Raw genomic sequence first — 25,115 nt, 5'->3', positions numbered from 1 at the left:
GCGTGATGAATCGTCTGCTGCTCATCGTTGTCGTGTTAGCCGCGCCATTGGCATCGCATGCAGGCGACGCAGCGGCGGTCTTTGCGAAAGAGGTCCGCCCATTGCTCGACCAATACTGCGCCGACTGCCACGACGCGGACACCGAGACTGCTTTCCGTCTGGAGTATTTGCAGAATCCGCAACGCGTTCACGACAGCCGCAAGCTCGCCACTCAAGTGCTGACCCAGTTGCATGAGGCGAAGATGCCGCCCAAAAAGCAAAAGGCGCAGCCGACCGACGCCGAACGCCAGCGCATCATTGCCTGGATCGAAACCACGCGAAATGACGCAACGCTCGACGCTGGCGACCAGACCGATCCGGGCAAGGTCGTCCTGCGCCGACTGAACCGCTACGAATACGCGAAGACCGTGCGCGACCTCTTCTCGCTGGGCATGAAGCGCACCTGGACTTACTTCGTTGCGCCGGGCAAAAGCGTTCCCGCGGAGGGAGTCGAATACAGCAAGCGCACCTTGAACCTGCCGTGGAACCTCCCGCCGGACGAAGTGGATTACGGCTTCGACAACATCGGCGATGTGCTGACCCTGCCGCCGCACTTGATGGAGGCCTATTTTGATGTTGCCGGGCTGGTCGTGGATAACGTCATGGCCGATAGCCGGGCTCGGCTCACGGTGGTGAAGATTCAACCGGGTGAAGGCAAGAGCGACGAACAGGTCGCGCGGGAAAACTTGATGCGGCTGACTGCACGCGCGTTTCGCCGTCCGGTCACCGACGAAGATGTGCAGCCCTTGGTCGAGCTTTTTCTCCTCGCACGCGCCAAGGGCGAGCCCTTCGACAAGGCGATGAAGGTACCGGTGCAGGCGATGCTCGTGACGCCCGACTTTCTTTATCGTGTCGAGCAAGGAGTTGCGCAAAAAGCGACTCAGAATGTCGGGCCGATCAACGACTATGAGCTGGCCAGCCGCATCTCGTATTTCCTGTGGAGCAGCTTGCCCGACACGGAACTGTTCCGTCTCGCCAGCGAGGGCAAATTGTCCGACCCAGCCGTACTCGAACAACAAGTCCGCCGCATGCTGCGCGATCCGAAAGTCGAAGCGCTAGCCGAGCACTTCGCGCCGCAATGGTTGCAGATTGAAAATATCCAGACCGTCACGCCAGACCCCACGCTGTTCCCCGCGTTCTACAAGCGATTCCTCGCCGGTGCCATGCGCACCGAGGCGATCATCTTCTTCGATTCCGTCATCATCCAGGACCGCAGCATTCTCGATCTGGTCAATTCCGACACGACCTACATCAACGGCTACCTCGCGGAATTCTACGGGCTGATCAAGCGGTCGCCGAACAAGTACGAAGGATTCGCGTTCTGGAAGGCGACCACTATGCCGGAAGCGCGTCGCGGAGGCGTCATGACCATGGCCGCGGTCGGTGCCGTCACGTCCACACCAACACGTTCAAGTCCCGTCAAGCGCGGCAAATGGATGTTGGAAGCCATCTTGGGCGATCCACCGCCGCCACCGCCTGCCAACGTCGAACCGCTCAAAGAAGAGAACGATCCCAATGCCACGCTGACTCTTCGCGAGAAGCTGGAACAGCATCGCGCAAACGCGAACTGCGCGGCCTGCCATCAACGCATGGATCCCATCGGCTTTGCCATGGAAAACATCGACGCCATCGGCCGCTGGCGGGAGCGCGATGGCACCGTGCCCGTTGATGCGACCGGCACGCTCAAGGACGGCACGACGATTCAAGGCACCATCGGATTGAAGGCCGAGGTGCTCCGTTGCAAGGACGAGTTCGCACGCTGCCTCACCGAGCACCTGCTCACATACGCCCTCGGCAGGAAACTGGAGTGGTATGACGAGCCAGCCACTGCCCGCATCGTCAGCGCCCTGCAAAACAACGATTACCGGTTCTCGACGCTCATCGTCGAGATCGCGAAATCACATCCGTTTCGCAATACACGACAGGGTGCCGCGACGGCACGTTGAACCGGGAGGGAGTCGCGCACTTCCATTTCAAACTCATCCGAACCACTCAGCATGAAAACAACAATGCCGTCATCCCACGTTTGCTTCCGATTCCTCGTCGTCGCCCTCATGTCCCTGTGTGTTTTGTGCGGTCGGGCGTCGGGTGCCGAAGCGAAACTGCCCAACATCGTTTTCATTCTCGCCGACGACCTCGGCTGGGGCGACCTCTCATGTCACGGCAGCACGTTCATCAAGACGCCGAACATTGACGGGCTGGCGCGCGAAGGGACAGACTTTCATCAGTTCAACACGACCAGTCCGGTGTGCTCGCCGAGCCGCGCGGGTTTCATGACGGGACAATTTCCCGCGCGCTTCGGCATCCTCACCGCCATCGGCGGGATCAACAAGAACGAGGAAGCCCGCCAGGTGGACTGGCTCGATCCGAAGGCCGTGATGCTGCCGCGCCTGCTCAAGGGTGCGGGCTACGTCACCGGTCATGTGGGCAAGTGGCATCTCTGCACCGCCCAGGCGCGCGAGGCACCCCTGCCAGCGGCGTATGGCGTGGATGAGTTCGCATTTCACAGCAAGGTGAACCCCGCAATCGAAACGGTGATCCCATCGCACGAGGACTGCGACGAGGCGGTGAAATTTCTGCGCCGTCATAGCGCGGATCGCTTCTATCTGAACGTGTGGATTCACGAGACGCACCTCGCGCATCATCCGTCGCCCGAATCGCTGGAGGCGAACCAGCATCTCGACGAACGCCAGCGCATCTACGCCGCCGTCGCGACTGATGCGGATCGCGGCGTGGGCAAGCTGCTCGCAGCGCTGAAGGAACTCGGACTCGAACAGAACACCATCGTCATCTTCTCCAGCGACAACGGCCCCGAGAACAGCCACGCGACCATGAAGGAGATGGGCGGCGGCTACGGCGGCTTTTATTCCATCGGCGAGACCGGTGGCAAAAAAGGCCGCAAGCGCAGCCTGCACGAAGGCGGTGTGAGCACGCCCTTTATCGTCCGCTGGCCCGGCCAGGTGCCTGCGGGACGCGTGGACAAAACCACGTCACTTAGCGCGACAGACCTGCTGCCGACCTTGTGTGCGGCCGTGGGCGTGAAATTGCCCGCCGATTATCAGCCGGATGGCGAGAACATGTTCGCCGCGTGGCAGGGCAAGGAGGTCAAACGCACCAAGCCCATCTTCTGGAACTGGACCGGGACCGTTCGCCCGCAGGAATGCTGGCCGCGCTGGGCCGTGCGTGACGGCGATTGGAAACTGCTCACCGACGATGCGGAACGCCGCGAACTGTATCACATCGCCGACGACCGGGGCGAAGCAACCAACGTGGCAATGGAGCATCCCGGCCTCGTGACAAAACTCAGCGCCCAACTCGATGCCTGGAAAGCCTCGCTGCCGAAAGAGCCGCCGGCGGAGTTCATCGCCAACCGCCGCAAGGCAGGCGGAGACGAAGGCAAGCCGAAGAAGGATTGAACTCGACTCTGCTCGCTTTACCTCACCCGCCTTGGTCCACGGTCTTCTCATACCGCACCTTCATCTCCTGCTCGCGCCAGAGGAAAAATTCGCGCTCCACGCAGTTTCGCTCGTCGGGTTTGGCCGCCACGGCGGGAGGAATCACGATGTCGCCGAAGGTGATGCCTTCATCATTGCGATCCACGACGGTGATGCGGCCGTCGTTGACGAGCAGCGTCACGCCCACGTTCGCCTCCACCACAGGGACGCCGTTCTCGCGGCCCAGCAGCAGCACCGCGTCATCCTGCGATTTTGATTTGGAGCCGTAGGAGGGGATCAACAGGAAGCGCGCGCCATCGAGCGCGAGGATGCGGGCTAGTTGCGGGTTCCAGCGTTCGTTGCAGATGACGATGCCGCAGCGGCCATAGGGCGTGTCGAACGCACGGCTGTGCTCTCCCAGCCGGTTGAACCACCAGTCCGGATGGCTGCCTTCGGCGAGCTGCATCTTGTGATGTTTCCCGCAGATACGTCCCGCGTCATCGATGAACACCGCGCAATTGAAAACCTCGTCCGCAATGCGCTCCGCGAAGCCGAACACCAGGCACATCTCCAACTCGCGCGCCAGCAATTGAAACCGGCGGATGACCGGATCATCCATCGTCACCGCCACGTCCTTCATCGCCTCCGGCTTCGCCTTGCCTGCGATGATCTCATTCACCACATAGCCCTCCAGCACGCCTTCCGGTGCCACGGCAATCTTCGCGCCGCCCTCACGGGCCGCCCGGAAGGCCTTCTCCAAACGGTCTGCATTTCCCGCGAGGTCAAACTTCACCGGCACAAACGAGATGGCAGCGGCCCGGATCGTCCGGCCTGATGATGCGGCGGCATCGGCCTTCTCCTTCACGGACTGCGCCACCGCTGCGCCTGGCAGCAAAGCAACACCGAGCCACACGGCGACGAACCGGCTGATACGGTGGCACGGCCACGCGTCGATGCAAAACAGCCGCCGGGTGAAGATCGTGTCCATGAGCATGTGCAGTTAACGCTTCGAGGATGCGTCCTCGTGCGTGCAGACGCGTCCATGAACCATCCCTGTTGGTTACTTCAGCAGTTCCAAATGCGCGGCGTCGTGAAGGCGTTTCAACTCCTCGTCGGTGAGGGCGCGGTTGAAGACGGCGAGGCCGGCCATCTGGCCTTTGAGGGCTTCGCCTAACATGCTGCCACCAGCGTAGCGGGCACCCACGGTGAAGTCGGCGGGGCCTTTGGGTTTGGACTTGGCGTGCTGCCCGGCGTCGTAGCGGAAGATGCCGCGCCCGTGATAGTAGGGGTTGATGCCGCGATGGCCACCATCGGGGCCTTCGGTGGTGTAGTAGGGATCGTCGCGTTTGTCTTTCACGGCATCGACTGTGCGTTCTTCCATGATGCCATTCTGGTAGGCGCGGATGTATTTGCCATCGTAGGTGAAGCCGAGCGTGACCCATTGGCCGACGGGGATCTCGCTGCGCGGTGCGGCGTAATCGACACACCACGGCAGGGCGCTGCCATCGGCGCGACGAGTGACGCCGCCTTCGGCGGAAATGTGCGGCGTGAGCTGGCGCAGGCCGCCGTAAGTGGGCATGTTGTAGAGCATGGCATACTGGCGCGTGCCGGTGTCGTCGTTGGCTCCGTGGCCTTCGCTCCAGATGCCGGCGATGGTGCCTCCCCACTTGCCGATTTCATCGAGCTTCACGACGGCGAACATGCTGACCTGCGCGTCTTTGCCACTGATGTCGAGCGCGCCAATCTTCGCGCGAGGCAGGAGGAAGTAGTGCTTGCCATCAAACTGCACCGCGGAGCCAGAGAATGCACCGCCTTTGACGCGCGTGATGTGGCCGCCGACTTCCTCCAACGGCAGCGGGGCGCTGGCGATGATGGACTGGCGTGGGGTGCCGGGGTTTTCACCGAAGATCCAGAAGGCGATGAGGCCGGGTGTTTTCACGACATCGCCGATGGCTGTTTTCATGCGTTCCTTGTCTTCGGCGGTGACGGAGGTATCGAGCGGGAGTTCCACCTGAACGTCAGCGATGCTGTCCTTGTAAGTGTCGAACGCCGCGCCAGCAGGTGCGCTGACGATGGTGATCGTGGGTCGCACGGCGGCGGACTTGTCCGAAACCTTTGGGGCCACTCCGGCGACGTTGCCATCATGCACCGGCCACGGGCTGAGCATGTCGTTCTTGTTGTAGAAATTTTGGTAGCCAAAGGTGGTGTCGAAGATCCACGCATTGCGGTCAGTGTAGGGCTCCACGGAGGTGCCACTCCAGTAGATGTGCGATTTGAAGTTCTTCACCAATCCAACATCGGCGGTGAAGCCGGATTTGCCGTTGCCCGCAGCGCCGCAGTCGGTGGCCTGAATATCACCTTTGGCCGAGTAGTAGCCTTTGAGTCCGAGATTCACATAGAACATATAGGCCAGCTCGGAGCGCGGGCTGGTGATGCCGTAGCCTTCATCGCTGCTGCCATCGAAACAGAAGCGGCCATTGATTTTGTCGCCGGCGACGGGGCCGACTTTCGGCAGCCGCCAGCCGGTGATGTCCTTGTTACGCACGGGGTCGTGATACACGAGTTCGCTGGCCCATTTGACCGCGTCGGCAAAGGGCATCTTGCCATTGGGTTTGAAGCCGCTGGTGCGCGCGTAGTCGGCATCTTGAAGCCATGTGACATCCATCACGTCGTCATAAAGAAGACCGCCGCCCATGTCATGGAGCGCAGCGTGTGTGGTGGTGCTGGTGAGGAGCAGCGCGCTGAACGCGAGAAGATAGAGAGGATTCGTTTTCATCGGAATGAGAGGCTGGAAAGGTTACTTGGTGGCGGGCTTTTTGACTCCCGCAGCGATGTCGCCGTCATGCACGGCCCAGACGAATCCAGCGTCAGGGCGGCGCAAACCATCGCGTTGATTGCCCTCGGACGTGGTGAAGATCCACACGGCGGGCGATGGATACGGCTTCCCTGGTGAGGCGCAGTAGTAGCCGTCGGTTTGCAGATTCTTCACGCGGCCAAGGTCGGCCTGACCGCTCCATACGGCGGTCCAGCTTTTCATCACGCCGAAGGTCTTCGGGTGCTGACCATCTTTTGTCCACCAGCCATCCAGCTCGAGGTTCACATAATACATGTAGGAGAACTCAGAGCGCGTGCTGGTGATGTTGTAGCCCTCGTCGGTGCTGCCATCGAGCCGGAACTCGTGATTGAAGATGTCGCCCGACACCGGCTCCACTTTTGGCAGCCGCCAGCCGGTGTGGTCCACGTTTCGCACGGGGTCATGATAGACGAGCGAGCTCACCCACTTGCTGGCCTCCGCGTAGCTCATCTTGCCGGTGGGATGTTGGCCGCTGGTCTTCGCATAGTTCGCATCCTGGAGCCAGGTGACATCGAGCACGTCATCATACAGAAGACCGCCGCCCCGGTCATGGAGTTCGGCCTGTGCTGCGTGGGTGACGATGAGGCTCGCGGTCAGCGCGAGTGCTTTTAACATTCGGTTCATGAGATGAAGTGTGTTGGTCATGGGAATTGGGAAGTGGTTGAGATCGGCGCGGTCTCAATGTTGGACAATGCGCACGGGCAGCACCGGCTGGGTCTTGAGGATGAGATTAACATCATCGGCGAATTGGCTGCCCAGTTCAGGCACCGGGCCGTCGAGCCGGTCGCCGCGCCCTGCGCTGAGTTTCACCACCGCGAGGTCAACCTGGGGCGTCAACACACATCGCGCTGTGACCTTGCGCCATGCTCCGGCATCAGCGCCGCCGCTGCTGAGGATATAGTTGGCACCAACACCGAGTGTGTCGCGCGCCGTCGGCGGCCACGCGGTGTGCAAAGACTCCGCCGAACCTTCGAAAAGATAGATGTGGCAGGCAAAGACCACTGGTGTGCCCGGCACCGTTCGCGCGTCGAGGAATTCCACCGACAACTCCAGCATCGATTCACCCGCGGCTTTCAGTTTGCTGCGCAAAGGCCGCAGGTCCACGATCTGATAGACATCGCATGCCCCCGCTGGACTGTTCGGAGTGGTTGCCTCGCCGCCCGCGCGAATGAAGCGCAGCACTTGCCGCCCCTCCATGTTCTTCCCGCCAGCGCTGCTGACAATTTCAGCTTCATCGCCGCTCCAAACACCGGCTTCGAGTGGAAATCCCGCCGCTACATGCCCAGGCTGCTTTTCAAAACTCCCATCCACCAGCGCAAACACCCGCGAAGCCGTCGCCATCAAGCGCGGCGAAGTCACGGCCCAAACAAACGTCGCGCTAAACAACCCGATGACCAATCCCGCTGCCGCAGCAGTGAGCGGACGCCATGAAAGCCATGTCGAGCGATGACCAATTTGCATCGGGCGGGCGACAGGTGCTGCCAGCAGTCGCAAGGTCGCGGGATTGACGGCGGCGAGTTCCTGCAACTTTGCGTCCACGGTGGAGAGATCGCGAAGCATCCGCCTGGCCTCCGCGTTTTCACGGAGGAGGGATTGCAATCGAGCGAAGTCCGCCTCGCCGAGGGTGCCATTGAGATAGCCGTGGAGCAGATCGAGTTCGTCCTGAGTCATGATGTGTGCGCCTCCTGCGCGAGGGTGCGCTCGACGCACCGCAGCAGTTCCTGCCGGATGCGGGCGAGCCATTGATAGAGTGAGCCTTCCGTGCGGCCCAACTGCGCCGCGAGTTTCTTCATCGAAGTCTCCGGCGCATAGGCCGCCAGCGCCAGTTCACGGCGCTCGCGCGGAAGCTTCGCGACGCATTCATCCAAGGCATTGAGCTGCTGATGGCGCACCGACATTTCCTCCGCGCCTTCCTCGGCGAGCTTCTCCATGATGTCCTCATCCAGCACCAGCCGGTCGCGCGCATGGCGGCGGCGGGCCAACAGAATCTCGTAGCGGGCAATCAAACAGGCCCAGCGCGGAAACTGCGTGTGATCCGTGAGCGCGGAAAATTTCCGCCATGCAGCCAGACTCACATCCTGCATCACCTCATCCACCTCCGCCGCACGCGGCAGGCAAGCGCGCACAAACGCACGTAACTCAGGTTCATGATGCGTCCACAACCGCAGAAACCCCTCGTTCGGGTCGTGCGATGTTGCGGTGGCATTGTCGGCTTCCATGATCGGAGTGATACGTCGTCACTCTATCGCTGCCGACAGCTTGCGGATTTAACGAACTATTTTCCGAACGTCATGAGAAACCTGCCGTTGAAGAAGCAACGGCCCGGTCATCGGTGCAGGCACGCATGAGTCTGGAGGCCGATGTGGCTGGTGGTCGGGCGTTAAATTGTTGCCATTCCATTTGTCCCTGCCAAGATTTTAGGCCGCATGGAACCGTTCACTGCCAAGCTCGTTTACTTCCTGGGATATTGGCTCGCCAATTTCGTCATCCGCGCGCCGCACATCAAGAATCATCAGCGGCTCAAGATTCGCTCGGACCGCAAGAACAGGGCTGACACCGCGCTGTTTTTGACGGTGGGCGGCGGCGGATTCCTGGTTCCGCTGTTTTATGTGTTCACGCCGCTGCTTTCCTTCGCCGACTACGCCATCCCGTTGTGGGTGGGCGTGACGGGCGTCGTCCTGCTGGTGGCTGGAGATTGGGTGTTCTGGAAGTCGCACCGGGATCTCGGTGGCAACTGGTCGCCAACGCTGGAGATTCGGGAAGATCACCGGCTGGTGACTGAGGGCATCTACCGGCACGTGCGACATCCGATGTATTCGTCGCTCTGGCTGCTGGTGACCGCGCAGGCGATGATCCTGCCGAACTATGTGGCGGGTTTCTCGGGCCTGCTGCCATTCGCGGCGCTCTATTTTCTGCGGGTGAAGACGGAGGAGCGGATGATGCTGGAGGAGTTTGGCAGCGAGTATGAACAGTATTGCCAGAGGACGGGCAGGCTGATCCCCAAATTGAAGTCACGCTGACCGCGCCACGCTGACATGTCACCGATTCTGCAAAACCATTACGTCCTCGCGGTTCACGATGCGCGCAAGTCGGCGGATTTCTATGTGCAGATGCTCGGCTTTCGCGTGGCTGCCGAACCGCCGGGCTGGATCTTCGTCGAGAAGGACCATTGCATGATCATGCTGGGTGAGTGCCCGAACGACATGCCTCCAGGCGAACTGGGCTGCCACAACTACTTCGCCTATCTCGTGGTGGCCGACGCCGACAGCTACTACCACGATCTCAAAGCCAAAGGCGCCGATGTTCTCACCGAAATTGAGGACAAGCCCTGGATGATGCGTGAGTTCGCTCTACGAACCTCAGACGGCCATCGCCTCATGATCGGGCATCGCTTGCCCAAGCAATGACGATCACTGCTGGGTTTTCATCCAATTCTCTCTATTGCGCCTTGATGTCATGGCACGTCAGCCGGTGCTGGTTGCGGATGTAAAGCCGGCCGCCGGCGACCACCGGGTGCGCCCAGCTTGGGCGGCCGAACTTTTCGAGATTGAAACGCCCGTGCTCGCGATAGGCTTCGGGCGTCGCTTCGGCCAGCGCCATCTGGTGACTTTCGCCGAGCAGGTAGAGCATGCCGTCGGCGTAAGTGAGCGAGCCTTTGCCGACGCTGCGGTCGGTCCACGCGATCTTGCCGGTGAGGAAATCCATGCAGATCAGCCCGCCGTTGCCGAAGCCATACATGAAGTCGCCCACGCGCACGATGCCGCCGTGGTGGTTGGCCATCTTGTTCTCGAAGTAAACTTCGTCGGCCTTCTGCCCCGCTTCGCTCGGCGAAATTTTCACCAGCCCGCCGCCGGTGCCGTAGGCGCTGGAGGCGAAGACGTGATCGCTGAACGCGACAGGCGTGGTGCAGTTGGCGGTGCCGTTGCTGGCGTTGCTGTAGTTCCACAAAAATTTACCGTTGCTGGCGTCAATGCCGAAGACAGTCTTGTTGGTGAACTGCACGATCTGCTTCACGCCACCGAGCGTGGCGATGATGGGCGAGGAATATTGCGCGCCTTCAACAACGTCGGTCGAACGCCACACCACTTTGCCGGTGTTTTTGTCGAGCGCGGCGACGGTGCCTTGTTTGCCACCGGGCGTGACGATGACCCAGTCATTGTAGAGGAGCGGCGATTCGCTGTAGCCCCAGCCGGGCCGGCCACCGCCGAGGTCGGTGACAAGATTGACGTTCCACAGCGTCTTGCCGGTCGCGGCGTCGAGGCAGGTCACGTCCCCATTGCCGCCTTCAGTATAGAGCTTGTCGCCGTCGAGCGCGGGTGTGCCGCGCGGGCCGTCGCCCTGGTTGTTGCGATAACCGCCGTAGTAACCGCGCAGTTCGATGTCGCTGAGAATGCCGTCACCGCCGGGTTGTTTGGTGGAGAAGAAGGCGATGGCTTCCACGCGCGATACCGCACCGTCGTAGCCCGGTTCGACCCTCTTCACGTGGGCTTCGATTTCTTCACGCGAAAATATGTCGTCCTTGTCGCTGTCCACGCGCTTGGGCCAGTTGTCGATTGCCGTGCCGCGCCGTTCGGCGGCGCTGAGCTTGCCATCGGCATCCTTGTCGGCGGCCTTCATCAACACCTCCGTGCGCTGCTGCGCCATCGCGGCCGGGTCGGTGCCGGGCGTGGGTGCATCCATCTTGCCGAGCATGTCGCGCAACACCACACCCGCTTCGCCGGCGCTGAGAATGCCGTCGGCATCCTTGTCGAGCTTCTTGAACATGCGATCTGCGCGCGCCGTCGCAATCGCCTGCACGTCGCCGTCGGCCGGCTTTTCATAGGTGTAGTAGTCCGACCTGAGCCGCGTCAGCGCCTCGACCTCGTCCACCGTGCCGTCGCTGTCACGGTCCATCGTCGCTTTCAGCTCCGCCAGCTTGTCGGCGAGTGCTTGCTTGACCGGTTCAGGCTGCACGGCCCAAATGGTGGAGCCGTCCTTCGCGTTGAGGCACATGATGTGCTCGACGCCGTCGAGATCGCCCTGTGTGAAGATGCGGTCGCCCTTGATGGCGACCGATGAATAGCCGACACCGACGGAGTCCACCTGCCAGACGACCTTCGGCCCGCCGTCGGGCCATTGCTTGAGCAGCCCGGTCTCGGTGCTGCAGCCGTCGCGGTTCGGTCCACGCCACTGCGGCCAGTCGGCGGCGAGCGCGGAGAGTGTGAGGCAGCAGGTGATGAGAAGGCGGAGGGGCGTGTGTGTGTTCATGGGTGTTGGTGATGGTTAAACGGGTTTGGTGGCGATTTAACGCTCGCTTCCTCGATCTGCGGCGAATGAAAAGAGCATGGTGTGCGAAATCTATTTGTCCCGAGTCAGATCCCAAAGCCGCACGGCATCATCCATGCCGGCGCTGGCGAGCGTGCGTGCATCAAGCGAGAAGGCGATGGCGGTGACGCTGCTGCGATGGCCGCGCAGAGTTGCTTGTTCCTTCGCGTTGGCGACATCCCAGAGCTTGATGGTTTCGTCAGAGCTGCCGGTGGCCAGGGTCTTGCCATCGGGTGAGAAGGCGAGGCCGTTGATGCTGCCGCGATGACCTCGCAGCTCGGCGCGTTCTTTTTGCGTGGCCGCATCCCACAAGCGCACGGTTTTGTCGGTGCTGCCGGTGGCGAGGGTTTTGCCATCGGGCGCGAAGGCGACGGCGCGGACTTCGTCTTCGTGGCCTTTGAGCGTGGCGAGCTGTTTGCCGTTTGATGTGTCCCACAGCTTCACCGTGTGATCCGCGCTCGAGGATGCCAGCGTCTTGCCATCGGGTGAAAACGCGACGGACATCACAGCTCCGGTGTGGCCTTGCAAAACAAGGCGCTCCTTCATCGTCGCGATGTCCCAGAGCCGCACGGTGTTGTCGGCAGCACCGGTCGCGAGGGTCTTGCTGTCAGGCGCGAACGCGGCGGTGAAGACCTTGTCCGTGTGGCCTTTGAGTTCGCCGTGTTCTTTGCCAGCAGCGATGTCGAAAAGCTTGATCTGGCCGGTGGTCTTGCCGCCGTTGCGCGCGGGAGTGAATTCGCTGCCGCCTGCGGCGACGAGCCATCTGCCATCGGGTGAGTAAGTGACGGAGCAGAGGAAATCCTTGAGCGGCGGCGGTGCGGGCAATGCCTTTCCCGTCGCGAGTTCGATGGCCTTGGTGCCCTCGGCCCAACTGCCGCCCGCAGCGAGTGCTTTGCCATCCGATGAAAACGCAACCGTCACACAACCGGTGGAGAAGCCCGCTGGCGTGCGCGACTTCACGGACGGCTGCGCTGCCGCAATCGCTGCGTTTTGATCGGCGGCGAGCGACACGCACACCAGTTCGCGATCATTGCGCGCGAAGACACACTTGTTCGCGTATGCCGGATGCGCCCACGTCAGCGCTCCCTGCGCTCGATAACCGGCGGTCGGCTCCACGAGCAGACATCGCCCGCGTTCCTCGTAGCCCTTCGGCGTGAGCCGCGCGAGAATGAGATGACCGCTGTGATTGAAGAGAAAAACACGATCACCGTTGCGCACCAGATGCGCGTTGCCCATGCGTTTGCCCGTCGGCTCCTGCGTGGACCACACTTTGTTGCCAGTCGCCGGATCGAGACACGCCAGGCTGCCGTCGCCGAGGATCGCGTAAATGTGTCCGTCGTTCTGGAACAACGGCGTCGTATGGGTGGTGGTGGGATCTTTTCGCGTCTCCCACAGCACCGATGCCGCAGGCTTCGTTGCATCGAGCTTGAGCATCTTCGAGCCGCGACCCCACGCGCCCATGCAGAACAGCAGGTCGTTGTGCCACACGGGCGTCGCGACCATCTGCGCGGGAGAAAACGTCGCCTTCCATTCCACCTGCCAGTGAACCTTGCCGCTCGGTGCATCGAAGCTCGTGATCGAGTCCGCCGTCCACACGATGAGCTGCTCGCAGCCGCCTGCTTTGATCACGATGGGCGCGCTGTAAGCCACGCGATCCGGCAGCGCCTTCCAGCGCAGCTCGCCCGTCTTGCGATCCAGCGCCACTACGCTCGCCTCCGGCGCACCGCCCGCGCACACGATGAGCAGATCGCCCACCACCAACGGCGCGGCGCTCACGCCATAAGTCGGAACTGGCGCGTTGAAATCCTTCTCCAGCACCTTGCTCCACACCACCGCGCCCGTTGCCGCATCGAGACAAAACAGATGCCCGCGAGTGCCCAGCGTATAGACCTTGCCATCCTGCACCGTCGGCGCGGCACGCGGACCGTTGCTATATTCCATGTCCTTGTAATCGACGCTGTAGCTGTGCATCCAGAGCTGCTTTCCCGTCGCTTCATCCAAGCAGAGCACGCGCTCCAGTTCAGGATCAAACACCCGATCCGTGATGAACACGCGCCCCTGCGCAACGCTCGGCGCGGAGTAGCCATTGCCCACCTTCACCTGCCACTTCACTGCAAGCCCAGCGTCAGGAATGCGCTCCACGATTCCCGTCTCCCGCCACACCCCATCACGTTGCGCCCCCCGCCACTGCGGCCAGTCATCCGCGCTGGCAAACGTTGCACCAATCAGACCGAGCAAGAGCAGTGAGAGTGTCTTCATGGTGTCACGGCATCTTCAGCCAGCGACTACAACGCCGGAACTCAGGGACATGATGCATTTACTGAAGTGGGGATGGCGTTGATCGGCGCAACGGCAATCATGTAACCGTCACTCCGTATATTTGTGGCAAAAATGCAGCGTTTCGAAACAGAGCATCCTGCCACGGGCAGCCGTGCTCTTCAGCGCCTCTGGATGCGCAGATTGCGGTAGGCGACTTCGCCGCCGTTGTTTTGCAGCGCGAGCGCACCACGGACGCCCGTGCCAAACTGCGGCTTGCCGGCAAACTTGGATGCGCCCAGCGTGGCGAGGAAGCCGGCGTCAGATGCGTCGTAGGCGCAGACTTTCTGGCCGTTGATCCAGTGCTCGCGGTGTGAACCGCTGATCACGAGGCGTGCCGTGTTCCATTCGCCGAGTGGCTTGGAGGCATCTGTCAGTGGCTGCACCACGGCGAAGAGACCTCCTGAGGGGGTATTTCCAGAAAATGCCGGGTCGCACAGTTGCATTTCGGGTGCGGCCAGGGGATCACCGACCACATGATAAAAGACACCACCATTCCCACCCGCTCCGACACGCCATTCGAAGTCGAGTTCGCAGTCGCCCAGTTCCTCGATGGTGCGCAGCACGGACTTGGTGGAACTCAGCAGCGTGCCCGCCTCCACGCGCCAGCTCGCCTCGGGCGCGGAGTCGTTGGTGGTCTTCCATCCGGTGAAAGTGCGGCCGTCGAACAGAGCTTCTGTCGCGGCGACCGTTGCGCTGCCTTCGATCTTTCCCGTGCCGGTGACTTCGCGCACCTCGATCTTGTGGAAGGTGACGGCGCGATTCCACGAGCCAATGCCGAGATGCTGCTCGTCGCGCAGACGCATGATGGCCTCCATGCTCAGGCGCTTGAAGTCGCCGGTCCATTTCAGCAGCTCTTTGCCATCCAGCAAAGCGCGCAGGCCGTCGCGCCGCACTTCAACGGTCGAGCGGTAACGGCGGCCGGGCTCGATGGCGGTGCTGGTTCGAACGGCGGCCTCGTCGAACTGGCTGCAGAACTTGCCATCGAGCAGATCGAGACCGTAAAGCGGCGGAGTCCGGCTGTGGGCATTGAGTTTCCAGGCAAACGAGTGCCCGGCTGCGGAGAGATACTGGTTCACGTTCGCTCCGGCATCGTCGGGCGTGAATTCCATCTCGAAGTCGTATTCCTCCGGCACTTGATAGGGCAGTTGCAGCACTGACGCGCCCGTCGGGCGCGCGACCGAGACCGTGCTGGCGGTGCGCGTCCATTCACCCACGAGTGCGTCGCGCTTTACATCCACCAGCGCGAGGAGATCCATGGTGCGGCCTTTGGCGGAAGATGACTGGCCCGGTGGTTGGGATGCCGCCTGCGCGGTCACACTTTTCGTAGCGGGCGATTTGCCACGCATCCCCGACATGATCACTGCCGCGATGGCGATCACCGCGACGATGCCGCCAATGGTGAGCCACGGACTGGCGGGTTTCTTTGCACGCACGACTTTGGCGTGAGCACCGGCTGGCTGCGCCGCCACCGAGCGGCTCCCTGTGCCCGGTTGTCCAGGCCCTCTGGCCACCGGCTTCGCAGGGCGGGACGGAAGCTCCTGCACCGACACCACGCCTGACCCGTCGTCCTTTGATTGTGGCGTTGTCAGGATCACATCAAGCGCGCGGCGCACATCCATCGCGCTCTGGTAGCGCTCCTCGCGATCGGTCTCCATCGCCTTGCCAATGATCGCGTCAAAGCGCGGATCACTGTCGATGCCTTTCTTGGAGGGCAGCTTGAACATGCCGCGCGGCACCTCGCCGGTGAGCATCTGATAGAGCATCACGCCCACTGCATAAATGTCCGCGCGATGATCCACCACCGTACCGGGCGAGAGCACCTCGGGCGCGATGTAATCGGGCGTGCCCATCGCCATGTTCGTGCGCGTGAGGCCGCTGGTCTGCGAGGGATCATGCATCTTCGCCAGGCCGAAGTCCGCCACTTTGACGTGTCCTTCCTGATCGATGAGGATGTTCGCGGGTTTGATGTCGCGGTGGATGACGCCACGCGAATGCGCGTAGTGCAGGGCATCGCAAACGTGCGCGGTGATGGCCAGCGCATAGTCACCGGAGAGTTTCCCGCTGGCGCGGATCATCTTCTGCACGTCCGTGCCATCGACGAACTCCATGATGAAGTAGAGCAGGCCGTCCGGCGTCTCGCCAAAGTCATACACGCTCACGATGGCTGGGTGGTTCATCGCCGCCATCGTCTGCGCCTCGTTCTGGAAGCGCTCGATGAACTGCATCTCATCATCCGCCGCGCCCAGCGGCAGGATCTTGATCGCCACCAGCCGCTTCAGCGACTTCTGCCGCGCCTTGTACACCGCGCCCATGCCGCCACGACCGAGAATCTCGATGATCTCGTACTGCGGCAGCATGGCCTGCAATTCCTCCACCTCCGGCGCCTGCCACATGCCGGATGACGATGGGTGCGAGCTGTTCGGCCGCGCGGTCGGGATGGTGGGTTGTTCGTCGGGAGACATCGGGATGGGTGATCGTGTTATCTGGCCTCCAGTATCAGACGGCCCCACTGCTCGGGATAAAGCCGCGCTTCGGTGGGAATGTCGTTGTTGGCGTGGGCTTCGGCACAGACGCTGCGCCACCAGGCGCAGGAGGCGTTGGTGTTTCCTGCACCGCTGGAGGAAATGACCTGGACATCAAAGGGGATCGTCTTGCTGGCGGCGGTGTAGCCCAGTTCGCTCCACGGGATGGCGATGTCGGCCACATAACCGGCAGGAAAGCGGGTGAATGTGATCTTGGATTTGGCCAGCGGTGCCACATGCTCGAAGGTCTCGGTCGAGACGGGTGATTTGAAGGTGTAGGGCGTCTTCGTGGCCGATACGGGGCGATACAGGATGGCTTTGGTTTTGCGTTCCACCTCGGCCAGCACGATCCGCTGTTCGGTGCCTTCGGTTCCGGCTTTGCCGAAGACCAGGGACACGGCATCGCCGCCCTTGAACAACATCTCAGGAACGCTGGCGCGGTTTTGCAGCGGCGTGGGGTCGGACACTTTGACCTGCGCGTAGAAGTTCGTTTCATCCCACGCCACCTGGAAGCTGGCAGGCGCATCCGCCAGCGGCAGGCCGCCGATGGCGTAGCTGCGGGCGGTCTTCCAGCGATTGGCAGCGCCGGTGAGTCCTTCGCTTTTTTGGGCCACGGCGGTTGCGCTGGAATCACCTTTGACGGCTTGAGGCATGAACACAGCCGTGCCCCAGCCCTCGGGAGTGAATCCCACATCAGCGGGGTTCTGCATGCTTGGGTCTTTGCCGACCCAGTAGGAGATCGTCGCCTTCTTCGTCGCGGGGTCCGTGCTGAGGAATGCCGTGTCCATTTTGATCTGCACGGGTGCCTTGAGGTCTTCAGCGGGAAGCACGCCTGCCAGAGGGATGATGAGGTGATAGCTGGCACCGTTGCGATACGGCATGGCGTATTGATAAGGTGTGGGGCCCAGCGAGGTCGCACGCGGCGCGGCCTTCCACTTGTCACTGCCATCCGATTGGATCACGACCCTCGCACCCAACGTGCTGACTTTGGAAAATACATAACGGAAACGGGCTGACGGCGCGGACAACAGCACGACCATCGTCTCTCCCGCCGTGAGGGGGTTCCCGCCGACGATTTCGGCATTGAGCGGCAAAGTTTCGGTGTCCTCAGCGCGATTGTCCAAACTGTGGCCCAGCACATAGAGGTTCTCCTTGTCATAGAGCATGCGCACTTCGCCTGCGGGTCTGCCATCACGATAAATGATGAGCGGAGCGACATCGGTGACCCAGTTCAGCCCGGATTGCGGCAAGGCTCCGCCCTGGTGATCGGCCATCGGCACCGAGCCCTCGGGCACGCGCAGGATTTGGTATTCTCCCTTCGCCGATTTCTGCACGACTTCGGGCGCGATGAAAGCGGCGGCAAGCGTGAACGACTGCGGCGGTGACACGCGGATGGACTCGAAGCCCTTGAGTTCAAACAGATGCGTCGCCTCGGAACTGGAGATGTTCAGATAGCGGCGGCCAGTCTGCGGATGCTTGAAAAGCGAGCCGGAGAAGTTTTCGATGCCGATCACATCCGGGCCGACTGCGCGCGTGTGCCAGCCGTCCTGCAGCACGCGCTGGAGATAAAAGCCGTCTTGATGCACGACGTGGACGCAGCCTTCCACGTCGCTGAAGAAGGCGCACTCCTCCATGGTGCCGATGCTGCGAGTCATATAATAGATTTCGCCGGGACGTGCGCCGCGCCGCGCCTTCTGGCCGACACGCCAGAGATACTTCCAATCCGCATCGTAACCACGGATCGCCTCGCCGGAGGAGCGGCCAGACCAGAAGCCCTGGCCGAGCGAGAGGCCATGATCGTTGGCATGCGAAAACCCGCAGAAGCCGCCGTTGGGCAGCGTCATGGCGCCCATGCATTCTTCATACCAAGAGACGACCGGGTTGTGCGCCTGTGAGACCTTGATGTCTTCGCCACGGAAGACGGGCGTGCCGCCGGCAGTGAATTCTTTCGGCTTCCAAGTGTAGCCGTAAGTGATCAGCGTGAAGTCGCTCATCATGTCGCCATAGCCAAAGCCGAAATACTGCGGGCTGTGCGTGGCTCCGGGGATCGGCATGAACTGGATTTCCTCGTCCTGCACAGCGCCATCGTCATTCAAATCACACCACACGGTGGGGTCGCAGTTCCACCCGCGCGACTTCACACCACGCTGCTTGGCGAGTTCTGCGACGGGGCCTTCCTCCACGATGCGCGGGTAGAAATACATCACCGGCCGCAGATGGTCCTTCTCGACGATGGAAAGGGTGCGCTCGTTCCAGTTACCGCTGCCGGTCCACACATAGGTGCGGTTGTTGTGCGAGAGAAGTCGGTTGGCCCCAAAGTTCATTTTGAAGCCCTTGGATTCGCCCTTCCACTTGACCGGCAGCAATCGTCCTGGCTGCGACACCCCCGGCTTCGTGTAATCAATCCGGAACGTCAGATCCCCCCACATGCTGGTGAAGACCTCGTTTGGATCGTTGGGATTGATCGCGCAATCCGCCGCATAGTTGACCGAGCCGAACCCCGCATACAGCGGCTTCCCCTCGGACGAGATGATGCCGATGCGCTTGAATTGATCATCCACGAACCAGACCGAGCCATCTGGATTCATGGCCAGCGCGCACGGCTGCATGTAGCTCTCGGGCGCATACACGCTGCCAACCGGGCCGCCCAAGGTGCCGAAAGTGCCCAGCAATCTACCATCGGAACTGAATTTCTTGATCTGGTTCACAGGCGCGGTCTCGGTGACGAACATCGCACCACTGTCCGCGCGGGTAAGCGCGAAGGGCGACTGCAAGTCCTTGAGCACGGGTTTGCTCTGCCGCGTCTTCAGATCGAACTGCATCACGCGTTTTTCCGATGCGGACACGACGAGCAGGTTGCCTTTGCCATCGAGCGCCAGCCCGGCTGGCTTGGCGACGGTGATGTTCTCCTCCGGCTTCAATTTGAGCGCCACCACACCCGCGTTGGTGCTGACTTCAAACACCTCCACCACATCACGCCAGGGCAGGCTCACATACACACGACCACCACCCGCAGCGAGTCCCCACACGAGCGGATCACCTTTCGGCGGCGGCTGATGCGTGGCGAAATTCCAGGAAAACTTCGTGAACTCCGGCGCGATCGGCGCGGTGACATCGCCGGGCGGACCGGCCTTGATGTCCAACGTGGCGATCTGCCCGCCTGTGCTTTTATCGAGCACCAGCAGGCGCGTGCCGTTCACACCATAGAGATGAGTGCCATCCGTGGCAAGACATGCCACGCCCTCGAACGGGCCCAGCGTCGTGGTCCAGATGCCCTTCGTTCCGTCGTGCGACCGCTTGAGGATGCAGCCCGGCCCTTCCGTCGAAATCCAGCCCAGATACGCACCCGAAGCATCCACCGCGACCGCCATGTTCTGCCCGTGATTCCCGCCCCAGCCGCCCTTGCGATCCGGCGTCGGCCACGGTGGCGTGCCGCCATTGCCAACGCTGGTCACATAGTCCCAAGTGATGCCATCATGCGTCACCATCCGGCTTTGATAAGGACCGGGCGGCAGCAGATAGCCGAGATTGTCGCGACCATCCCACGACAGCTCATGGGCGCCCGCGCTCTGCCGCGTTCCCACCAGCAGCTCGCGCACCACCCAGCCATCCGGACGCGTGATGTTCAGCGTCACCATCGCGTCCTTGTCGAGCGTGTAACGAATCTTCGCCCCCGGAGCCGCAGGCGGTGCTTTCGCCGTCTCGATGAACGCCACATCCGCCGGACTGAGGCTGTCGATTGGCACCACAAACTCCTGCCCGTTCGCCCGCTTGATCGTCACCGTCCGCGCCGCCTTGTCGAGTCCCGTCATTTCCGCCTCGATCTTCACCCCGGATTTGTTCGTCCAGGTGCGGAGTTCCGCATGGACGTGACTGAAGAAGGCCAACCCGGCCAGCACGAAGGTGAGGAGGTGAGTTTTCATATCAGGCAGTTGGGTGGCGTGATGCATCTGAATCACAACAGAATGCCACCAATAGACAAGATATATTACTGCGAGAATCGCGCACGGACGGTCCTGATAGAAGCGAAGAAATAGCTTTTCACTTCAGCTTCTCAAACAACTCCTCCAGCCCCGCGATGATCTTCGTCGAGGCATCCACTTCGAGGCAGCTTGATCGCGCTCGCCACGTTTCGTAGCCGCCGAGACGATGATGCTCGGGTGTGGGAAGATATCCGTGGTAGGCATTGGCAAGGCTGACGCTGAAGGTCGGCGTGTGACGCTTTTTGAGTTCGAGACCGATCTCGACGAAGGTCTCCGCAGGGATCGCGGTGACGCGCAGGTCGCCGATCTTGAGCACTTGCAGCGGAGCGGAGACTTCTTTGGGGAAGTCGCTCAGCAGCACGGTTTCACGCGCATAGACCTGCTCCATCGTTTCCATGCGTGGGAAGAGTTTGGATTGTTTCATCACTTCGCGGGCTTTTTCGACTTCGTCTTTCGTCGGGAGGCGCAGGCCGAGCGTGATTTCCTTCTGCGCGACGGCGAGAGGGACCGAGTCTGAGTGCTTCACGTTCTTCACCGCTGCAGCGACGGCCTGTGCGACATCGTTGGCGACGATCTGGATGCGGCCATACGGCGCTTCTTTGGCCTGGCCGCCGCGAAAGTCGATGTTGTTGATGTCGCCACTGGTGCCATTCGACATGATGCCGACGAACTCCGGGCCTGCACCGAGCAACTGGCCGATCTTCACCGCGAACGCGCCGAAGTAGTCCGCCGAGATGTGGCCCGGGCCGACACCACCGACGTAATGCAGCGAATAGTTCGCATACAACGCGATGGGTTTGCCCTCAGCCGACTGCACGCTGATGAAACTCACCTGAGGATCAGTCGGCCCGGCTGGTTCGAGGAGGTTGGGATTGTTGATGCCTGGATTCGTCCTCACCTTATCCGTGGTGACGCCTAGCGGTGTTGCAGGTATGCCTTCCGGCTTCATTCGCCAGCGGCGATTGAAGACATGCTGCGGCACATCGGCGGTGCCCCAGCCGATTTTGGCCGGTGTGAGGTTGTTCAAGGCACGGCGCACACCATCCGCGATTCGCCTGGCAATGAAGCGTTGATAAAGCGGGCTCGGCTCGCTCTGCCCGACGGCCTGGGCCGTGCCGCACGAGTGTGAATGCGTGGCGGACATGAGCATGTTCTCCATCGGCAGTCCCGTGGCTTCGTTCACCATCTTCTTCGCCTCATCGAAGATGCCGCGACCGATCACGCAACTGTCGGCCACAACGAGCACGAGCTTCGTTTTCCCATCATCGAGCGCGAGACAGCGGGCATTGAGCTCATCATGAATGAAAGCCGCTTTGCCGTCCTGAAAGCCACCGTTGATCGAGCTGCCAAGCTCCGGCGTGATGTTGCTGGTGGCCGCACCGGCGCGGAATTCAGCGGCGTGCAGGGCGGAGGTGGCGAAGACGAAGCAGGCGATGAAGCGGAGTTTCATGCGAGTCTTACGGCATGAAACGTCTGAACTTGATCAAATCAGCTCGCGGATCGGCAGCGCGCCGTTTTCGACAAGGTAATGCGGGCGGCCTTTGGTGTCGGTGACGGTGGTGGTGGCCACATCAATGCCGAGATTGCGATACAGGGTGGCAAAGACCTCCGCGAAGGTGACGGGGCGGCTGTCAGCCTCGCCGCCGAGGCGATCTGTCGAGCCAATGACCTGGCCCATGGGCATTCCACCACCAGCGAGCAGCGCCATGGCGACGCGCGGCCAATGATCGCGGCCCACTTGCTTGCTGATGATCGGTGTGCGTCCGAATTCGCCCCACACGAGCACAGTGACGTCCTTGTCGAGGCCACGCTGATGCAGATCCTCGACGAGCGCGGTGATGCCTTTGTCGAAGATGGGGAAGTCCTCGCGCTCGCGGGAAAAAATGTCGTTGTTGGCTCCGCCGTGCCAGTCCCACTTGCTGTAGTTCACGGTGACGACACGCGCACCGGCCTCAACGAGCCGTCGTGCGGTAAGAAAGCTCTGCGGCACGCGTGGCGCGCCGTTTTCGTCGATGCGCTTCACGGTGTCGCCGGTGCCGTAGCGCTCGACGAGGCGCGGGTCTTCTTTGGAAAGGTCGAGCGCGTCAGCCAGCTTCGACGAGGTGAGCACGCCCATGGCCTGCTGCGTGAAGGTGTCCATCGCTTCCATCTTTCCGCTCGCATCGACATCGCGGCGGAAGTTGTCGAAGCTCGTGAGCAGCTTCGCACGATCGGAGAGCCGGTCATAGGTGATGCCTTGCAGTGTGAGATCGCCACGGCTTGGCCCCGTGTGACGGAAGGCGGCGCTGGCGGAGCCCAACATGCCGGGGCCGGGCTCATTGTAAGGGCCGTGCGTGCAGTCGTAGCACATGCTCACGAAAGGCGGCACGGCGGGATCAAAAGCGCCCTTCAGCTTTCCCACCACGCTGCCGAACTGCGGCCAGCCGCCGGGAGGAACCGTGCCCACACGGTTCGGAAAACCGGTGTAGCACTGGATCGCGTCGTGACCGGCCTGCGCGCCGACGAGTGAGCGAATGATGGTGAATTTGTCCATCATCTTCGCCATGCGCGGGAAGAGTTCGCAGATCTGAATGCCATCCACATTGGTGCCGATGGGTTTGTGCGGTCCGGCGATCTCGCTCGGTGCATTCGGTTTTAAATCAAACATGTCCTGATGCGGCGGACCGCCGACGAGATAGATCAGGATGACCGACTTGTGCGAGTTGCGAATGCCTGCCTGGTTTTCCAGCGCCAGCAGCTTCGGCAACGACAGGCCGATGGAGCCGAGGCCGCCAACTTTGATGAAGTTGCGACGCGAGACACCATCACAGAAGGCGCTGCGTTTTTCGGCGGGAGCGAGAATCTTGAGCATGGCAGGTGCGGCGATGGACGCCGAACAAGTATGGAGTTCGCGCCTGCTTTCTTTCGGCAGGCGGCCAACTCATCACTTCCAGAATTCACGCACGAGCGCCAAAACGGGCTGGGAAGTGCTCATGGCTCCAAAATGGCTTTGATGACAGCGCTGTTGTCCGCGTCGCCAAAACCGAGCGCCTCAGCCTTTTCGAGCAGTTGGCGGTGCGTTTCACTCAACGGCAAAGGAATCGAGCTGGCGGCGAGCATGAGGCGCACGTCCTTCAAATGCTGCGAGAGCTTCGCCTGCGGCGTGAAGTCCTGTGTGATCATTTTTTCGCCCTTGGTGTCCATGATGCGGGAGTAGGCCATGCTGCGGCGCATGATGTCGAGCGTCTGTGCTGGATTGAGGTCCAAATCCCACGCAAAGGCCAGTCCTTCGGCCAAAGCGGCCCGATTCAGGCCGAGCACAAGGTTCGTGACGAGCTTCATCTTCGCCCCACTGCCGCAGGGGCCGACGTGAACGATGTCGCGGGCAAATTTCGCGAACAAATCACGACACTGCTCGAACACCGCCGCTTCACCGCCGACCATGACGAGTACGTCGCGTTGCAACAACTGCGCGCTGCTCCCAGAGACGGTCGCGTCGAGGTAATGCACGCCTTGGGCGGCCAGTTCGGCTCCGAGTTCGGCCATTTCAGCCGGGTCGCCGGTCGTGGTGTCGATGAGGATGAGTCCGGGATTCAAACTCGCCGCGTGGAGCACGGAGCGGACGATGTTGGAGTTTGGCAGGCAGAGGAAAAGGACATCGCAGTGCTCGAAGAGCTCATTCACCGTCGCGGCATTCACACATCGGCTCGCATTGATGTCCCAGCCGCGTGGAGCATCGGTCATCCGCATCAATGCGGAGCCCATGAGGCCCATGCCGATGATGCCGTGCGCGTTCATTTCAAGAGTTGCTGAAGGTCCGGCGCTTTCGCATCCGGCGAGGCGTGAATGATGATCGTGTGGCGCAGGCGATAGGTTTCACCGCGTTTCACGTCGATGCGGCTGAGTTCTCCCTGCTTCATGGCCTTACGGCCAAAGGGATTGGAAACGAAGACACCGTAGTCGCGGTTGTGCCACCAGCTTGGATGCGCGTTGGCGGCATCAGGCACCGTCATGATGCCGACGTGGCGGCCTGCGATGACGCCGGAGTAATCACACCATGCCGCAGGCTGGCCCCAGGTGGCTTTGGCGGTCGTTTTGCCGCCGCTGCTGGTGATGAGGCCGCCGTTCTTTTCATTGATGGCCGTGGCGACACGGACGCCGAGGCCCATTTCTTCCTGATCGCTAAAGTAGAAGCCGTCCGTGGTCGGCGTGAAAGCGGCGTCCCAGGTGAGATGCCATGCACCACGTTTTTCGATGAGCGTGATGCGGGTGGTGAGTTGCGCGAGCTTTTGTGCGTCAGCGGTGAGCATGCTCGACTCGGTGGTGAAGTTTAGCGTGCCGTTTTGAATCGTGGGCGGCTCGCTGAATCGTTCATGCACGATGCGGCCTTTGTTGCGCCAGAAGTCGGTGCCGCTGATGTCGCCAAAGCCGACCCAGATGCCGGGATGCATGTCCGGGTGATCCACCGGATCAATGCCTGGAACGGGTGGGTGATTGCGCGTGACCTGGATCCCGCCAGGCGCATGAACATGTGCGAAGTGTGGCCGCAACACCTGCGCATCGCGAAACACAAAATGCGCGACAGGTGAGCCGCTGTGCGTGATGACGAGGCGGTCATCACGCTGTTCAAATTGGAATCCCCCACCTTGCGAAGATGGTTCCACCGCGCAAACAGGCCAGG

17 protein-coding genes are annotated in these 25,115 nt (G+C 61.5%); 4 read left to right on the top strand and 13 right to left on the bottom strand.

Annotated elements, in window-relative coordinates:
- Positions 1–5: 5 nt before the first annotated feature.
- Positions 6–1,985 carry a DUF1592 domain-containing protein gene (locus tag U1A53_RS02005; RefSeq protein WP_322278683.1) on the top strand — a complete coding sequence of 660 codons (1,980 nt, stop codon included), beginning with the start codon at positions 6–8 and terminating at the stop codon, positions 1,983–1,985.
- 108 nt (positions 1,986–2,093) lie between these two features.
- Positions 2,094–3,455 carry a sulfatase-like hydrolase/transferase gene (locus U1A53_RS02000; RefSeq protein ID WP_322278682.1) on the top strand — a complete coding sequence of 454 codons (1,362 nt, stop codon included), beginning with the start codon at positions 2,094–2,096 and terminating at the stop codon, positions 3,453–3,455.
- A gap of 22 nt (positions 3,456–3,477) precedes the next feature.
- Here the strand turns inward: U1A53_RS02000 and U1A53_RS01995 are convergent, their stop codons facing one another.
- The 5 genes from U1A53_RS01995 to U1A53_RS01975 all read right to left on the bottom strand — a co-directional run bounded on the left by U1A53_RS01995 (position 3,478) and on the right by U1A53_RS01975 (position 8,546).
- Entirely contained in the window at positions 3,478–4,461 is a 984-nt protein-coding gene (locus tag U1A53_RS01995) for a carbon-nitrogen hydrolase family protein (RefSeq protein ID WP_322278681.1), read from the bottom strand.
- A gap of 72 nt (positions 4,462–4,533) precedes the next feature.
- Positions 4,534–6,249, bottom strand: a complete 1,716-nt coding sequence (locus U1A53_RS01990) for a hypothetical protein (RefSeq protein WP_322278680.1) — start codon at positions 6,247–6,249, stop codon at positions 4,534–4,536.
- A gap of 21 nt (positions 6,250–6,270) precedes the next feature.
- Positions 6,271–6,951: a hypothetical protein gene (locus tag U1A53_RS01985; protein ID WP_322278679.1), complete on the bottom strand. Its 681-nt coding sequence runs from the start codon at positions 6,949–6,951 to the stop codon at positions 6,271–6,273.
- A gap of 54 nt (positions 6,952–7,005) precedes the next feature.
- Positions 7,006–7,998: a hypothetical protein gene (locus U1A53_RS01980; protein ID WP_322278678.1), complete on the bottom strand. Its 993-nt coding sequence runs from the start codon at positions 7,996–7,998 to the stop codon at positions 7,006–7,008.
- Positions 7,995–8,546 carry a sigma-70 family RNA polymerase sigma factor gene (locus U1A53_RS01975; RefSeq protein ID WP_322278677.1) on the bottom strand — a complete coding sequence of 184 codons (552 nt, stop codon included), beginning with the start codon at positions 8,544–8,546 and terminating at the stop codon, positions 7,995–7,997. The genes U1A53_RS01980 and U1A53_RS01975 overlap by 4 nt, the downstream gene beginning before the upstream one ends.
- Before the next feature lie 207 nt (positions 8,547–8,753).
- Here U1A53_RS01975 and U1A53_RS01970 point away from each other — a divergent pair, with 207 nt between their 5' ends.
- Together U1A53_RS01970 and U1A53_RS01965 are read left to right on the top strand one after the other, a co-directional pair.
- Positions 8,754–9,347 (top strand): protein-S-isoprenylcysteine O-methyltransferase, encoded by a 594-nt coding sequence (locus U1A53_RS01970; RefSeq protein WP_322278676.1) that lies wholly within the window; start codon positions 8,754–8,756, stop codon positions 9,345–9,347.
- A gap of 15 nt (positions 9,348–9,362) precedes the next feature.
- Positions 9,363–9,734, top strand: coding sequence for a VOC family protein (locus U1A53_RS01965; RefSeq protein WP_322278675.1), 372 nt, complete (start codon positions 9,363–9,365; stop codon positions 9,732–9,734).
- Positions 9,735–9,765: 31 nt separating this feature from the next.
- On the opposite strand, the gene U1A53_RS01960 is transcribed toward U1A53_RS01965, so the two are convergent.
- The 8 genes from U1A53_RS01960 to U1A53_RS01925 all read right to left on the bottom strand — a co-directional run bounded on the left by U1A53_RS01960 (position 9,766) and on the right by U1A53_RS01925 (position 25,098).
- The gene (locus U1A53_RS01960) at positions 9,766–11,574 is read right to left on the bottom strand and encodes a PQQ-binding-like beta-propeller repeat protein (protein WP_322278674.1); all 1,809 of its coding nucleotides are present in this window, start codon (positions 11,572–11,574) and stop codon (positions 9,766–9,768) included.
- A gap of 90 nt (positions 11,575–11,664) precedes the next feature.
- On the bottom strand, positions 11,665–13,890 hold the full coding sequence (locus U1A53_RS01955) for a PQQ-binding-like beta-propeller repeat protein (RefSeq protein ID WP_322278673.1): 2,226 nt from the start codon (positions 13,888–13,890) through the stop codon (positions 11,665–11,667).
- A gap of 179 nt (positions 13,891–14,069) precedes the next feature.
- Positions 14,070–16,412, bottom strand: coding sequence for a family 16 glycoside hydrolase (locus U1A53_RS01950; protein ID WP_322278672.1), 2,343 nt, complete (start codon positions 16,410–16,412; stop codon positions 14,070–14,072).
- A 17-nt stretch (positions 16,413–16,429) separates the two neighbouring features.
- On the bottom strand, positions 16,430–20,395 hold the full coding sequence (locus U1A53_RS01945; RefSeq protein WP_322278671.1) for a FlgD immunoglobulin-like domain containing protein: 3,966 nt from the start codon (positions 20,393–20,395) through the stop codon (positions 16,430–16,432).
- Positions 20,396–20,513: 118 nt separating this feature from the next.
- Entirely contained in the window at positions 20,514–21,905 is a 1,392-nt protein-coding gene (locus U1A53_RS01940; protein ID WP_322278670.1) for a hypothetical protein, read from the bottom strand.
- Between the two features lie 33 nt (positions 21,906–21,938).
- On the bottom strand, positions 21,939–23,306 hold the full coding sequence (locus U1A53_RS01935; protein WP_322278669.1) for a DUF1501 domain-containing protein: 1,368 nt from the start codon (positions 23,304–23,306) through the stop codon (positions 21,939–21,941).
- Between the two features lie 119 nt (positions 23,307–23,425).
- Positions 23,426–24,232: an NAD(P)-dependent oxidoreductase gene (locus U1A53_RS01930; RefSeq protein WP_322278668.1), complete on the bottom strand. Its 807-nt coding sequence runs from the start codon at positions 24,230–24,232 to the stop codon at positions 23,426–23,428.
- The gene (locus U1A53_RS01925) at positions 24,229–25,098 is read right to left on the bottom strand and encodes a DUF6807 family protein (protein ID WP_322278667.1); all 870 of its coding nucleotides are present in this window, start codon (positions 25,096–25,098) and stop codon (positions 24,229–24,231) included. Before U1A53_RS01925 ends, U1A53_RS01930 begins: the two co-directional genes overlap by 4 nt.
- Between the last annotated feature and the right edge of the window lie 17 nt (positions 25,099–25,115).

It is taken from the genome of Prosthecobacter sp., assembly GCF_034366625.1.
In the GTDB taxonomy this organism is placed as follows: domain Bacteria; phylum Verrucomicrobiota; class Verrucomicrobiia; order Verrucomicrobiales; family Verrucomicrobiaceae; genus Prosthecobacter.
This window is presented reverse-complemented; position numbering and strand designations above follow the sequence as displayed.

Excerpts from the sequence above, each read along its gene's own strand:
- U1A53_RS02005 (WP_322278683.1), top strand. The coding sequence starts at position 6 with ATGAATCGTCTGCTGCTCATCGTTGTCGTGTTAGCCGCGCCATTGGCA.
- U1A53_RS02000 (WP_322278682.1), top strand. The coding sequence starts at position 2,094 with ATGTCCCTGTGTGTTTTGTGCGGTCGGGCGTCGGGTGCCGAAGCGAAA.
- U1A53_RS01995 (WP_322278681.1), bottom strand. The coding sequence starts at position 4,461 with ATGGACACGATCTTCACCCGGCGGCTGTTTTGCATCGACGCGTGGCCG.
- U1A53_RS01990 (WP_322278680.1), bottom strand. The coding sequence starts at position 6,249 with ATGAAAACGAATCCTCTCTATCTTCTCGCGTTCAGCGCGCTGCTCCTC.
- U1A53_RS01985 (WP_322278679.1), bottom strand. The coding sequence starts at position 6,951 with ATGAACCGAATGTTAAAAGCACTCGCGCTGACCGCGAGCCTCATCGTC.
- U1A53_RS01980 (WP_322278678.1), bottom strand. The coding sequence starts at position 7,998 with ATGACTCAGGACGAACTCGATCTGCTCCACGGCTATCTCAATGGCACC.
- U1A53_RS01975 (WP_322278677.1), bottom strand. The coding sequence starts at position 8,546 with ATGGAAGCCGACAATGCCACCGCAACATCGCACGACCCGAACGAGGGG.
- U1A53_RS01970 (WP_322278676.1), top strand. The coding sequence starts at position 8,754 with ATGGAACCGTTCACTGCCAAGCTCGTTTACTTCCTGGGATATTGGCTC.
- U1A53_RS01965 (WP_322278675.1), top strand. The coding sequence starts at position 9,363 with ATGTCACCGATTCTGCAAAACCATTACGTCCTCGCGGTTCACGATGCG.
- U1A53_RS01960 (WP_322278674.1), bottom strand. The coding sequence starts at position 11,574 with ATGAACACACACACGCCCCTCCGCCTTCTCATCACCTGCTGCCTCACA.
- U1A53_RS01955 (WP_322278673.1), bottom strand. The coding sequence starts at position 13,890 with ATGAAGACACTCTCACTGCTCTTGCTCGGTCTGATTGGTGCAACGTTT.
- U1A53_RS01950 (WP_322278672.1), bottom strand. The coding sequence starts at position 16,412 with ATGTCTCCCGACGAACAACCCACCATCCCGACCGCGCGGCCGAACAGC.
- U1A53_RS01945 (WP_322278671.1), bottom strand. The coding sequence starts at position 20,395 with ATGAAAACTCACCTCCTCACCTTCGTGCTGGCCGGGTTGGCCTTCTTC.
- U1A53_RS01940 (WP_322278670.1), bottom strand. The coding sequence starts at position 21,905 with ATGAAACTCCGCTTCATCGCCTGCTTCGTCTTCGCCACCTCCGCCCTG.
- U1A53_RS01935 (WP_322278669.1), bottom strand. The coding sequence starts at position 23,306 with ATGCTCAAGATTCTCGCTCCCGCCGAAAAACGCAGCGCCTTCTGTGAT.
- U1A53_RS01930 (WP_322278668.1), bottom strand. The coding sequence starts at position 24,232 with ATGAACGCGCACGGCATCATCGGCATGGGCCTCATGGGCTCCGCATTG.